Here is a 13404-nt window from a genome sequence, read left to right on the forward strand (position 1 = left end):
CCATGTGCGCCTCGCCAACATCGGATCACGATGAATCGCCACAGGCCCAAGGGCGTTCGCAAGATTGAAAAGCGGGCAGGCGGGTTCTACACTTTTTTAGGGGGCACTACCTGATACATCGGGATGAAAATCTGCGCAGCTTATCGTTGTTCACTGTGTCGGGGCCTTCAGGTCAGGTCCTCAAAAGTGATAGGCCAAGGCGGCAAGAACCTGATGGCGATCGAAGGCATGGCCCGCGCTGCCAAGGTCTGAATAGCGATACTCGAGCGAGGCGGAAACATTTTCCAGGATTTCCCGGTCGAGGCCGGCGCCTGCCGTCCAGCCATCGAAATTGTCATGCCCGCGTAGAGCCCCGTTGACGACGCGTGCGCGGGTATTTTCATAGCCGCCGCGGAGGTAGACAAGCGTTTTGGGCGAGGTCACATATCCGACCCGACCCGTTACATCGAACGTATACGATGGATCGATGTATCGCGCACCTTCGCCAATTCGGTCATCGGCGGCGATGTCGAAGCCGGCTTCCCCGCCGATGACGATATGGCGCGTAATTCTCTGGTCGTAGCCAGCGAATAGACCGCCAACGAACTTGTCGCCGGTTTCGCGGACAGGTATTTCACCGAGATCGGTCTGAGCGCCATGCACGCGATCTTCGTTCCAACCGGCATGAACGCCAAGGAATGCTCCCTGAAAGGGAGCTGCAATGGCCTGGTTTGCAAACAGGAACGTGGCGCCGGTAATGGCTGAGGTGACGAAGGCTTTCATGTCGACAGATATCCCGCATGCTTCAATTCGCAGCGACCTCTGGCATCAATCGGCACTCGACATAATCCGCTGCCGCGGCAACGCAGCGATTCCAGGCGGGTAACAATCCAAAGTGGCGCCGACTGGCTTCAGATCGAGATTGCCGTTTTTACACCGAGCGCCACGACATCGTGACCTCGCTTGTCGCCGCCGGGATTGAAGACATACTGCACATTGGGCTGCACATTCATCCAGGGCGTTAGTTGCAGCCCGTAGTCTGCCTCGATCTCGTACTCGGCGCCCTGGCTGATCGGCGAGCCGGCGGTCAGTTCCTCGTGCAACGCGGCTCGGGCGTTGAGGTGGGTGCGCGCGGCACCAAGCTGGATGAAGTCGTGAGGGCGGGTCGCTGCAAAGCCAAGATAGCGTATGCCGCTGGTGATCTGGTTGTCGACGCGCGCCGTATTACGGTCGGCCTGTGTGAACGTCACAAAGGCGCTTAGTCCCTTGGTGGTGCGGGTTTCTCCATTCGCCAGTTCCTCGTAATGGCCGGTCAGTTGCTGCTGGAGCATGACAAAGCCGCCGTAACGTCCCGAACGCTGCAACATCGGCTCGTTGGCTAGCGTTGCTGGCTGACGGCTGCGAGCCAGAAGGACATCATCGGCATCGGCCGTGCTATACCAACCTCCCGCACGGTACAGTCCTGGAAGGCCAGTTGCGCCGAGACGGACCTTTCGCCCTGCCTCGAAGGGGATGAGGACGCCCGTCGCGCCCTTGAAATGGCCGATGGTGAACGTGTTCTCGAGGTTACGCGGATTTACCTCGTAGGCGCCGATCATCGCATAGGATGAGCCGTGGCGGGCCCGCAATCGGGCTGCCCACTGGCTGACAGGCCAGTTGTACCAGAAGTCACCGCCAATGTTGCCGATGGGCGCACCGCAGAAGCTCCCGTTCATGAAATCGCAGGAAAAGCTGCTGAAATCGTTGCCGACAGGCAAGCGCCCCAGCTTGATGTCGAGCCCCCCGCCCAGATCCTGGGAATAGGAGAATTCGGTCAAGCGGAAGGTCTGGCCACGACCGTAGACCTCCTGGGTCTGAAGCAATGTATCGAGCCCTGCGGACTGGACCAGATTGCGACCGCGGCGCCAGGTGACGCTGGCCTGGAAACTGCCTCCCTTGAGACCGAAAGCCTTCTCGGCATCAATGGCTGCGCCGACAGTGACCTGCCCAGTCTCGGTGACCGCCTTCTTCGTGCCGCCACTGACATTTGTGGCCAGTTCGCTTGTGTAGTCGACTGAAAGATCAACGCCCTTTTCGTGCAAGTCGGTACGAAGTCCGCCCCAGTCGCCGGTCAGGGTTGTGCCTGAAGTCTCGGTAGCCGTCCCGTCGGGGGCCGGATCGTCTGAAGCGTGCGCGAGAGGCGCAAAGGCGGCGCTGCAAAGAGCTGCGCCGAGCAGCAGGATTTTCGATTGCGATGGCATGCAGGAAGGCCTTGAACTTGCGGACGGACAGGGGGCTAAGGCGCGCGCACGTTTTTTGTGGCACGGCCGGGGCGCCCCTTGGTCTTCGCATTACAATCGTGCAAGCAACGCAACGTACACATTCGGCGCTCGTCACGACATTGCGAGGACGCGGCTGAGCACTAGAGGTTGACAAGCATGACACACTTGGAGGATTTGGCGGTCTTCGTGCGCCTCGCGAGTGCGGGCAGTCTCTCCGAGGTCGCCCGGTTGGAGGGGCTTTCGCTGGCGGTCGTCTCGAAGCGGCTTGCGCGGCTGGAAAGCGACCTGCACGTCCGTCTCGTGAACCGTTCACCGCGCCGCATCAGCCTGACGGACGATGGCCTCGAACTGTTGCCGCGCGCGCGCGAGATACTGGACAAGCTGGAAGAGGCGCAGGCCGCGCTGCAAACGCGCAGCACGGAGGCAGCGGGCGTTCTGCGCGTTACGGCGACGATTGCATTCAGCATTGGCCAGATCGCGCCGCGCCTGGGGCGATTTCTCCAGGCCAATCCGGATTTGCGCGTTCAACTGCTATCGACCGACCGTATGCTGGATATCGTTAAGGACAACGTCGACGTTGCGATCCGGCAAGCCAGACTGCCCGATTCAGAGCTTATGTCGCGCACGATTGCCCCGGATCGCAGGGTTTTGGTCGCCTCGCCCGACTACGTCGCCCGGCGCGGTAACCCACGCGTTCCCCAGGATCTCGCCCAGCACGACTGCATCGTTCTGGGCGATCCCCCGGTGACGCTTTGGCGGTTCCAGCGCGGCAATCGCAAGATCGGGGTGGAAGTTGGCTGGACCCTTCTCGCCAACGATGGTGCGGCGGCGCAGGCCGCGTGCCTTGGCGGTGCGGGGGTGGCGCTCAAGTCCATCTGGGATGCCCGTGAAGATCTCGCGGCCGGCAGGCTGGTGGAACTGCTGCCGGGGTGGGTGCCGCCCGCCATTCCGATCCAGGCTGTTTTCGCCTCGCGCCATCATCAGCCAGCTCGCATTCGGGCCTTTGTCGATTTTCTGCAGGACGAGTTGCGCCGTGAGGTGATGGAGCACCCGGAGATCGAGCAGGTGTAAATCCAGCCTTCGCGATTTGGAAATGCAGCCTTCGTGATCCGGACGCGCTTGGGGGATGGAAAACCCCGGTCAAGGGGCGCAGAGGCGCGGCAAGGCCAAATCTGGTCAACCAATCGTGAGAAGCAACCATGACTCAAAACGAGGCGAGTCGTCAGACCAGCGCCAGTACACCCTTTGCCATGCTCAGGCGCCGCGACCTTCTCGTCGGCATCGGCGCCGTCGCATTTCTCGCCGGAAGTGGCATCTCTGTTGATGCGTTACTGGCGCAGGCCGAAGCCGCAAAGCCCAGTACGGCATTCGTCCACGCAAGCCGTTTTGTCACCAGCGCAGCGCTTGATGACGAAACGGCCTTGAACCGAGCCTGGAGGCAGCTTTCCACCCTCGACCGCGGCTTCGCGCAGGCGGTTGAGAAGCTTAGCGAAGCGATCACTTCGTCCGGGCTCAAGGGGATGGCGGAATTTCTGGCCGCTCCTGTCGGCAAGGACGAGGCACTGCTGGCTACCGCGCGCACAATAACTTCGGCCTTCTACCTGGGGTTCACCGGTACGCCGCCCTCGCACGGGCATAAGGACACGACCGGGTTCGTCACTTTTACCGGCGCCTTGATGTGGCGCCCGACAATCGACGCGACGGTGATCCCGACTTACGCGCGTGGCGGCACGGATTTCTGGGTGCAGCCGCCTGCCGGTACGCCGGAGCCGCGCGGACCGCAAGGGATTGCTGAGTGGCATGGCTCTGCCCGTTCTTCAACATCTTCGAAAAGGGCATAACCATGGCCGAAACTTTTGACGCCGACGTAATCGTCGTCGGCTCCGGCGCGCTCGGCTCCAATGCCGCCTACGAGCTGGCCAAGGCAGGCAAATCGGTTATCCTGATGGAAGCCGGCCTGCGCATACCGCGCTGGAAGATCGTCCAGAACTCGCGCAATTCTTCGCGCCGCTCGGACTACAACCGTCCCTACCCCGATGTGGAGTGGGCGCGAACCACGGAATCCGACGAGTATCTCGAGAACACCGGCTCGTTCGATCTGCGGCCCGGCATGCTCAAGCTGGTTGGCGGCACGACCTGGCACTGGGCGGCGGCGACCTGGCGCTATCTGCCCTCCGACATGAAGCTCAAGTCGACTTACGGCGTCGGCCGCGACTGGCCAATCAGCTATGACGATCTGGAACCCTGGTATCAAAGGGCGGAGGAAGCGCTCGGCGTGGTCGGTTCGGACGAGCAGGACCAGAGCGGGCAGGGCGGCGGTGCCTATCCGCCCCGCTCGAAGCCCTATCCGCTACCGCCCGAAGGCAAGACCTACATGTTCCAGCGGCTCGAGGCACGCCTTTCGCCGCTTGGCTTCAACTTCATCCACGAGCCAAATGCGCGCGTGACCAAGCCCTACGACGGACGTCCGGCCTGCGCTGGCAACAACAACTGCATGCCCGTCTGCCCGATCGGTGCAATGTACTCGGGCGGCTTTCACGCCGATCACGCCGAGGCAGTTGGCGCCAAGTTGCTGACCGACGCCACGGCCTACAAGCTGGAAAAAGGTGCAGGCGGCAAGATCGTCGCGGTTCATTACCGCACGTCCAAGGGTGAGGATGTACGCCTCACTGCGCGCTACTTCATCGTTGCCGCACACGGGCTGGAAACGCCCAAGCTGCTGTTGATGTCGGATGTCGCGAATTCCTCCGATCAGGTCGGACGCAATCTGATGGATCATACCGGCATCGGGATGCATTTCCTCGCCGACGAGGAAGTCTGGGGTGGCCGCGGCGCGGTGCAGCAAGGTGGCGTCTTCAACCGCCGCGATGGTGAGCATCGCCGCGATTATGCCGCGATCAAGCATGCCATCGCCAATCCGGTCCCCAATCCCGCTGTCGCGGCGCGTCTGATTGATCAGGGCCTGCTTGGTCCGGAACTGGACCGGCGCATCCGCGACGAAGCCTCGCGCTGGGTCGAGTTCTCGACCGTGTTCGAAATGCTGCCGCATCCAACCAATCGCGTGCAGCCGCACCCGACCCGTCGCGACGCGCTCGGCATCCCGACGCTGACCGTCCACTACGATGTCGACGACTACGTCAAGGCGGCAAGGCCGCACGCCGAAGCGGATTTTCATACCTTCGTGAAGGGCATGAATGGCCAGTTGATCGACATCAGCGAGGGTTGGCAGAACCGCGATCACCTCATGGGCTCGGTCATCATGGGCGCGGATCCGAAGGACTCGGTTGTGGACGGTGATTGTCGCACGCACGACCACGACAATCTTTTCCTCGCGACGACGGGCGTCATTCCCGCCTCGGGCGTGATCAACCCCACGCTTACCGGCGTGGCGCTGTCCATCCGCATCGCCGACGCGATCGCGAAGGAGGTCTGACGCGATGAAATTCCTGATTTCAGTGACCGCCGCGTGCCTGTCTCTGGTCGTGGCCAGCCCTTCCTTTGCACAAGATGCCCAGCCCGATTTCACGGACAAGGCCCTGATCGCGCGCGGCGCCGCAGTGGCGACCGCGGGCGACTGTGCCGCCTGCCACCGCGCGGTAGAACCGAGCGGTCCGCAATATGTCGGGGGATACGAGATCGCCTCGCCGCTCGGCGCTATCGTTGCCCCCAACATCACACCTTCGAAAAGCGCGGGCATCGGCGATTGGAGTTTCGCCGATTTCGATCGCGCAATGCGCAAGGGGAAGCGCCGCGACGGCGCAAATCTCTATCCGGCGATGCCCTATACGGACTACCAGGGTGTCAGCACAGCCGATATGCAGGCGCTCTATGCCTATTTCATGCACGGTGTGAAACCGGTCGATACAAAGGCTCCCGAAACGCATTTGCCGTTCCCGTTCGGCATTCGCATGCTCATGACGCCGTGGAACTGGATGTTTCGTTCGGATAAGCCCTTCAAGGCTACCGAGACGCTCAGCACACAGGCCCAGCGCGGTCAGTACCTCGTCGAGACGCTGGGCCACTGCGGATCGTGTCACACGCCGCGCAACGTGCTTATGGCCGAAAAATCCGGTGAGGCACTTGGCGGCGGCGATATCGGCGGCTGGCATGCACCGAACATCACGTCCGATCCCATCAGTGGCATCGGTGGCTGGAGGCAGGACGAACTGGTCGCCTACCTGCGCGATGGACGTGCCCCCGGCAAGGGCGTTGCGGCCGGAGGTATGGCGGAAGCGGTCGAGCACTCGCTTCAGCACCTGCCCGACGCCGATCTCGAGGCGATAGCAGCCTATCTCAAGGCAAGCGATCCAATCCGCAATCCGGATGAAAAGCGACCGGCTTTCGCCTGGACGCAGGCCCGGCCCATAAAGCTGGCCGCGTATGAGCCCGGTAACGGGACGGACGAGGCGTCTTATGCCGACAGTTCCACGACCGACGGTGCATTTCTGTACGCCGGCGCGTGTGCCTCGTGTCACGGCAGGGACGGCAAGGGTACGAAGGATCATTTCTATCCTCCCCTGGTCGGCAGTGTCACAACCGGGGCGGTCAATCCGGCGAACCTGATCATGACCATCCTGGGCGGTGTCGACCGTAAAAGTGGTGTTGGCCATGCCTTCATGCCCGCTTTCGCAGACCAGATGAGTGATGCGCAGGTCGCCGCGGTGGCCAACCATGTGCTGCAGCGCTTTGGTCGTTCGCAAACCAGCGTCACAGCCACGATGGTCGCAACCGCCCGCGCAGGCGGGCCCGAACCCTTGCTGCTCAAGCTGATGCCCTGGCTGATGGGCCTGGCGGCTCTGGCGCTCGCCGTTGTCGCTTACGTCTCGATCCGAAAGAGTTCGGGCCGCAAATCGCGGGTTGGCTGACAAATATCAGGCTGCGTTGAGTGTGTCTCATCGCAGCCTGGTCAAGTCCACGCTGTCCCTCACGTGTGCCAGCATGTTGATGCGTCAGCCTCACTTCGGCTCGGCAGGCCGCAAATTGAGGCAGCGGTTGCCGGTCTGATGGCCTGGTATTCGCCCAACCTCAGCTTGCACCCTGCATTCCCGGATGGGAGCTTTATCGTCGTCCTTTCGCTTGCGCGATGCTCAGCGAAGTCTCCGGGTTGAGCGATCACGAGGGGCCAGTGGCCCCTCTGATGGGATCCGCCGCGACAGTTTCGTACAACGCTGCATTTTGCTCCTGGCGTTCCTCACGGCTGGCTCGATGGCCGCGATCACAGTTGAATGAGAGGAGGGGCTGGCACCTTGCCACCTCGATGGCCCTGGGCGACCGGTCGGGACGGGGCTTGGCGCAGCGGTGCTGACTGCACCGTTTCCCATGAGTCCCAAGGTCATTCTTGTTCCCGTGCTTATGGTCGCGGTCTTTGCCAGCGCCTGCCTCGCCGTTGTCCGTCGGATGATGCTCGGTGCGCTCTGGTCGGTTCGGGGCGGATCCAGCGTGGCGAGGGTAGAGCGTAGATTGAATATCTTGAATATCATGTTATATCGATATCCATGATAATTTCGAGGAGACGGGCATGGCCACGATTCCCAATGACGATCTTGCCGATTTTGACGTGGAGACGCTGGCGGGATCCGCCGATGAAATTCGCGAGCGCCTGAAAGGTGTCCATGCCGACCAGATCGTGGCGCTCAAGCTTGAGCATACGAGCAAGGGGACTGCCTTGGCGCTTGCAGAAGCGGTCAGATTAATCGCGCCAATGATCGTGCGTAAGCTCGCGGACCGTCAGGCCTCGACGCTGGAGAAGCTGGTCGACGCGCTGGTCCCCTCGGTGCCCTTGCCAGACCATTTGCTGACGCAGGCCCGCATGAATGCCGAGGCGCGCAAGGCAGTGTTCGAGGCCGGGGAATGGATCAGTGCGGCCGATTTGTCCCGGGCGGCCGGGTTCAGCGGAAAGAATGGGAGCACCCAGCCCAACAAATGGAAGCGCGAGGGTCGGATCTATGCCCTTCGCAAGGGGACGAGCGATTTTTATCCGGGCTACGCGCTAGACCCTGAAGCCGGATTTCGGCCGCTGCCGGGCCTGGCACCGGTCCTGACGGTGTTCGCGGATGCGCTTGACCCCTGGGACATTGCCATCTGGTTCGCCTCGACCAACAGCTTCCTTGGCGGCGCGCGACCGATGGACTTGTTGTCCCGAGCGCCTTCACGCGTCCTGGCCGCCGCCAAGGATGAGGTGGCAGGGGTGGAGCATGGCTGAACGTACAAAGGGGCCTTCGTCAAAATCCACAGCCATGGGGGCGTCGGCTGCCGTGTCGAAGGCAAAGAAAGGTCCGGGGCAGAAGGCAACTGTATCCCCGCCGGCCGCGACTACCACTGTGCGCACGATCCCGGTGCCGCCATCCGACCTTGCCAAGCTGATCAAGCCAACCGGCTGGGAGGCGAAGGTCGTCATCCATCGTATCCATCCGGATGAGTATGGAGCTGCGCAATTCAACCCCGGGCCTAAGGGAAATGCCCGATTTAGTCCGATCGAAGACGGCACGGGGGCGTCCATCTCGACAATTTACGGAGGTAATACGTTCGAATGTGCGGCCATGGAAACGGTCTTTCACGACGTTCCTTTCGAGCCGGGCCTCAAGACAGTGCGCAAGGGGAAGCTGAGGAAACACCTTCATTCCCAACTCGTACCCACCGGGATCTCAAGCTCGCCGATCTTCGCGCCAAGCCACTGCGCAAACTCGGCATTCCCAGAGCCGACCTCATCGATACCGACAAGGATATCTACCCGCAAACGCGCAAGTGGGCCGAGGCCATTTACGCCCAGTGTCCGGATATCGAGGGGCTTCTATGGGTGTCTCGACAGGATGATGCCGCGCAAGCGATCCTCCTTTTCGAGGACCGCTTACCCAGCGATGCGCTCGCGCCCCATGCAGGGTCTGTCGACATCGTGAACGACGATGATACCTACGCAAAGCTGGTCCAATTGGCTGACGATATTGGCGTGAAGATCACCGGGAAATGACGAGCCCACCCTCTGCTTTAAGATAGGCCGGGCGTGGTGAACAAGGGGGCAGGTGGCCTGCACTGTGCCTGTACCCCAGGCTACCAGTTGTCGCGATACGACGCGCAGTCGAGACCAGTGTTCGCAGATGAGGCCGATCAAACACTCGCCCAGCCCACTTCGTCGCCGCGCGTGGTCGCCACTTTCCGGCAGTGTCTTGGTTGAGCTGATGCTAACGGACGCTTTTTCATAAAAATCTTGAAGAATGTTCCCGCTTCTTCTTAACTGCACCGATCCTCGTTTCACTATAGCGCAGCGATGGCTCGAGCCCCTAAGGGGCCACAGGGAGCAGCACTTTCCGATTGCGCCCCAGATCTGGATAGTTGAATGACGCACGATGCAGGAGAGGCAGGATCTTACTCTTCTGAAAGATCGGAAAAGCGGCAGTCCGCACCCAGCGAGGGACTGATCGCAGCCTTCATGAGCAATTATGCGTATCTGGTATTGCGTCTGACCGCCAAATTAGGGTCGCGCGATGAAGCTGAAGACATCCTCCAGCAAGTCTATCTCAAGCTGAATACCGCGCCAAGGATTGGCGATATTCGCTCCGCACGTCCGTATCTGTACCGAATGGCCATCAACATGGCCAAGAATCGGTGGCGCAGCGAAGGACGGACGGTCAATCTTGACGAGGTGCGCGTTGTCGAAATTTCCGACGAGGCTCCGGATCAGGAGCGTGCCCTGATCGCGTCGGATGAAATCGCTCGGCTCTTCGATCTGCTTCAGGATATTCCTCAAGCCAGACGCGACATTTTCTTGGCGAAATGGCGCGACGAGCAGACGCTTGGGCAAATCGCGGCGAAAACCGGCTTGCATAAGCGTACGGTCCAAAAGGAACTGGAGCGTGCCGAACGTTACCTGCGAAAAAAGCTGTCGCGGCCGAAGTGAACCTGTCTTTCGGGCGGGGACGTGGAAGCGGCGCCGGTGTACAATGGCAGGGTTCCTGCCCTGGCGCGCGAAGCGGGCTGCCGGCGGGCAAAGGGCCTGAAGCCCGATCACGCCGCCGGCGCTTGCGAAGATCGTCGTGACAGTTTGCACGCTCCTCCCTTCGCAACGGGATCAAGCACAGGACGGCGCGTTCCGCCGCAGTTCGCAATCCGCGATCCGGGTGATGGCCCGGTCGGAAAAAAAGGAGGGCGTCATTGCGTGCGTTCCCGTGTCTATGGAGGGGAATAGACGGATTTCCTCCTCCAGGCGCACCGGTAAATCCGATGCGGTACGGGGTGGTGATCAAAGAAGCAGCGCGTTCAGGTTCCCGTCGCGAAAAGGTCTGCTTCGATAGGCCCGGGGAGTCGCTATGGCGGCTTTGCAGCTATGGTCGAGCCGCTCGCGGCTCGTGCGCAACCGCCGGAAATACCGGTGATTTCGGGCGAGCCAGAACTCATGCCCTTGCGTCGTGAGAGAGCGATGGCACACGCGCGTCCAGGACTGGCGCCCTGGCAGGTCAGTCTTGCCAAGCAAATGATGTCGCGGGACATGAGCCGGGCCATTGCGGTGACCGATCTTGCCATCCAGTGCCGTTTGTCGCTCAGTCATTTTACGCGAGCGTTTGCGAACACCGTCGGTGTCTCGCCCTATGCTTGGTTCGTACAAAGACGCCTCCAGCACGCGGAAACCTTGCTGAATGAAACGTCGTTGCCGATCGCGGAGATCGCGCTCGAATGCGGCTTCGCGGATCAGGCTCATTTTACCCGGGCCTTTGCAAAGGCATTCGGCATTCCGCCGGCTCGATGGCGCCGTGAATTGTATTCGGTATAGGTCCCCAGGCTGGTTCTGGGGAGCGGATTTCTTTTGCTATCGCTATGGTCGGATCGCCCAAATCCGGTTCCGACCGTCACGCTCCGAATGACCTGGAGCACGCAGACAGGCGGCCCGCTGAACACTCTCGCCGGTGCGATCAAGGCGCGCTGGGTTTGCGAACAAGCGCATCAGCAACTCAAGGAGGAACTCGGCCTCGATCACTTCGAAGGACGATCCTGGACCGGGCTTCACCGCCACGCCTTGATGTCGATGATGGCCTACGCCTTCCTGCAATCCCAAAGGCTCGCCCAGGCGGGGCGGAAAAAAAGAATCCTCGGTCCGCCTCCCCAACCCACCTTGCCTGCAGTGCGCCAGTCCATCCTTGACCGCCTGTCTCGCTCACCCCCACAGCATTGCCCTCACTGCGGAGGTTGCCTCATCAGACGTCCCAGTAAAGTTCTGCCAAAGTAGTGCTAGTACCAGAACCCGATGAGTCAAGCTCATCGGGTTCTGGTACTAGCCGCCGCATTGTGCGCATTTTCCTGATGGAATGCCGCCGCACTGGCCACATCCAAGAGGCGCTGTTCCTTTTTGTCCCATCTCTTCGGGAGTTGAGCGGCGGGTATGAGAGAGGCGTGGGCGGTCGGTTACCGGCGAGCTCACGGTTCTGGCCGCAAGGCGCTGCGTGCAGGACCTGTGCGACTTAAAGATACCTTCTCAAAACGCGCGGCAGTGCCGCGCACCGTTTCACGGGTAGTGCTTGTTCTGCATGGGGAAATGGATTACGTATTCCGCAAGATACCCGGTCGTCTGGGTTCGCGCACCTGCAAGCATCTGGGCTTGGGCGGGCGCGACAAACCTGGAACATGACGCGTGTTTCTCCCTGTTCCGCCAGTCAGGTCTTCGCGGAAAGAAGGGGAGGGCGGCAGGCCTCCCGTTGGGAGGGACATGGGACAGATTTATGCCGTGTCCTGCCGTACAGGAGTTGCCATCGGCGAGAATCTGATCGGTGCAAAATGGCAGGGCAGGGATCAAGGGGGCAGAGCATGTCGCAACGGGACCGAAGCTTTCGACAAAGGTTGACGGCGTGGCGTGCGAGCCTTCGACTTCTTTCGAAGCATTGGGGAATTATCATGGTAGGTGGCGTGACGTTTGCGACAGGATCGGCCTTCGCGCAGGACGCCCAGGGTCTTCGACACGCCCTTCAGAACGAGGCATCCCCTGCTGGCGCCGTACAGTATGGCAACAATCCCAGCGCCGGGCATTACGTGAACGCTGGCGACGCGAAAATCTATTACGAAGTATACGGGCAGGGCGAACCGATCGTTATCCTGCATGGCGGGACACTGGGCTCCACCTATGAAATGGCCCCGTTCATCGATCATCTTTCGCGGTCCTATAAGGTAATCGCGATTTCGACGCGTGGACATGGCAAGTCTGAAATCGGGTCAGCCCCGTTCACCCTGAAGCAACGGGCCACTGACGCGATGGCGGTCATAAACGCCGTGACCCAAGGACCGGTGACTGTACTTGGATTTAGCGATGGCGCTTATTCCGGGTACGAACTGGCCAGCCTGTATCCGGAACGGATCACAAAACTGATTGCGATCGGCGCGGGTGAAATGCGACCGGGCCCTGGCACCTTCAATCTAACCCGGCAGGCCGTTGTCTCGCTCGACAAGGCGTATTGGGCGCAGCAACTGGCATTGATGCCCGAGCCGGACCGGCTTGATGATTTTCTTGCCAGGCAAAACGGCTTGTACAACCATCTCCTGGCGAGCAAGGAGCTCTTCTCCTCGATTAGATGCCCGGTGCTGGTCATGGCCGGTGAACGCGATCAGAACGCGCATCTCTCTACGATTTTCGCGGCATATTACATGATTGCCAACAGCCAGCTCGCGATCATCCCGAATGCGACGCATACCGTGTTCCTGGAAAATTTCCCAGCGGTTTGGGCCAGTATCGAACCCTTCCTCAAGCAGCCGGGCATCTCGGTTCAAAAACCTGATTGAATTGCGTGCCTGTGCCGGACGGGCGGGCCCAACTTTTCTGGAAAGCCGGTCTGTTCGGATCTCTCATCCCTTGGACGTCTTGAGGTTGCCGCACACTTTTGGGCCTCAGGGGCATCCCGTCGGTGCACTATCCCGTTGCCTGCAAAAATGCGATTGGGCCGGTCCATTCCCATTCCTATTTTGAGCGTATGGGACCGGCGCAATGTGCGGCCAGGAGGCTCACGGTCAAGATTCTAAAGCGGCGACAACACGGCTATTGCCAAGCCTGCGCAGCGCCTGAGCGTTCCAGGCTGCTGATACGTAGGCATCACCGCAACCTGGTATTCTGCCGGTCCAAGCGCTTCGAAGATGCGACATCCCAAACGGTGCCGACCGTATCGGCTGGCATGCTGGTGGTAAGCCCGAA

General features: G+C 60.9%; 11 protein-coding genes and 2 pseudogenes. 11 read left to right on the forward strand and 2 right to left on the reverse strand.

Going from position 1 to position 13404, the window contains the following annotated elements; genetic code table 11:
* Positions 1-180: 180 nt before the first annotated feature.
* Together HT136_RS03065 and HT136_RS03070 are read right to left on the reverse strand one after the other, a co-directional pair.
* The gene (locus tag HT136_RS03065; protein WP_214197692.1) at positions 181-762 is read right to left on the reverse strand and encodes an outer membrane protein; all 582 of its coding nucleotides are present in this window, start codon (positions 760-762) and stop codon (positions 181-183) included.
* A 128-nt stretch (positions 763-890) separates the two neighbouring features.
* Positions 891-2219, reverse strand: coding sequence for a carbohydrate porin (locus HT136_RS03070; protein ID WP_214197694.1), 1329 nt, complete (start codon positions 2217-2219; stop codon positions 891-893).
* Positions 2220-2396: 177 nt separating this feature from the next.
* Here HT136_RS03070 and HT136_RS03075 point away from each other — a divergent pair, with 177 nt between their 5' ends.
* The 11 genes and pseudogenes from HT136_RS03075 to HT136_RS03120 all read left to right on the forward strand — a co-directional run bounded on the left by HT136_RS03075 (position 2397) and on the right by HT136_RS03120 (position 12998).
* A complete protein-coding gene (locus HT136_RS03075) occupies positions 2397-3311 on the forward strand; it encodes a LysR family transcriptional regulator (RefSeq protein WP_214197695.1) in 915 nt (304 codons plus the stop codon).
* Positions 3312-3439: 128 nt separating this feature from the next.
* Positions 3440-4081 carry a sugar dehydrogenase complex small subunit gene (locus HT136_RS03080; protein WP_214197697.1) on the forward strand — a complete coding sequence of 214 codons (642 nt, stop codon included), beginning with the start codon at positions 3440-3442 and terminating at the stop codon, positions 4079-4081.
* Between the two features lie 2 nt (positions 4082-4083).
* Complete coding sequence (locus HT136_RS03085; protein WP_214197699.1) at positions 4084-5673, forward strand: GMC family oxidoreductase; 1590 nt, start codon at positions 4084-4086, stop codon at positions 5671-5673.
* 4 nt (positions 5674-5677) lie between these two features.
* Positions 5678-7105, forward strand: coding sequence for a c-type cytochrome (locus HT136_RS03090; RefSeq protein WP_214197701.1), 1428 nt, complete (start codon positions 5678-5680; stop codon positions 7103-7105).
* Positions 7106-7758: 653 nt separating this feature from the next.
* On the forward strand, positions 7759-8442 hold the full coding sequence (locus HT136_RS03095; RefSeq protein ID WP_214197703.1) for a hypothetical protein: 684 nt from the start codon (positions 7759-7761) through the stop codon (positions 8440-8442).
* 34 nt (positions 8443-8476) lie between these two features.
* A pseudogene (locus HT136_RS26465) lies at positions 8477-8758 on the forward strand (RES family NAD+ phosphorylase); the annotation flags it as partial.
* Between the two features lie 11 nt (positions 8759-8769).
* Positions 8770-9207, forward strand: coding sequence for an RES family NAD+ phosphorylase (locus HT136_RS26140; RefSeq protein WP_246543308.1), 438 nt, complete (start codon positions 8770-8772; stop codon positions 9205-9207).
* Between the two features lie 366 nt (positions 9208-9573).
* Positions 9574-10134, forward strand: a complete 561-nt coding sequence (locus HT136_RS03105) for an RNA polymerase sigma factor (RefSeq protein WP_214197705.1) — start codon at positions 9574-9576, stop codon at positions 10132-10134.
* A 426-nt stretch (positions 10135-10560) separates the two neighbouring features.
* Entirely contained in the window at positions 10561-11004 is a 444-nt protein-coding gene (locus HT136_RS03110) for a helix-turn-helix transcriptional regulator (RefSeq protein ID WP_246543309.1), read from the forward strand.
* Positions 11005-11121: 117 nt separating this feature from the next.
* Positions 11122-11372 (forward strand): annotated as a pseudogene (locus HT136_RS03115) (transposase); the annotation flags it as partial.
* 747 nt (positions 11373-12119) lie between these two features.
* A complete protein-coding gene (locus HT136_RS03120) occupies positions 12120-12998 on the forward strand; it encodes an alpha/beta fold hydrolase (protein WP_214197707.1) in 879 nt (292 codons plus the stop codon).
* Positions 12999-13404 lie beyond the last annotated feature (406 nt).

This window comes from Novosphingobium profundi (assembly GCF_018491765.1).
GTDB classification, from domain to species: domain Bacteria; phylum Pseudomonadota; class Alphaproteobacteria; order Sphingomonadales; family Sphingomonadaceae; genus Novosphingobium; species Novosphingobium profundi.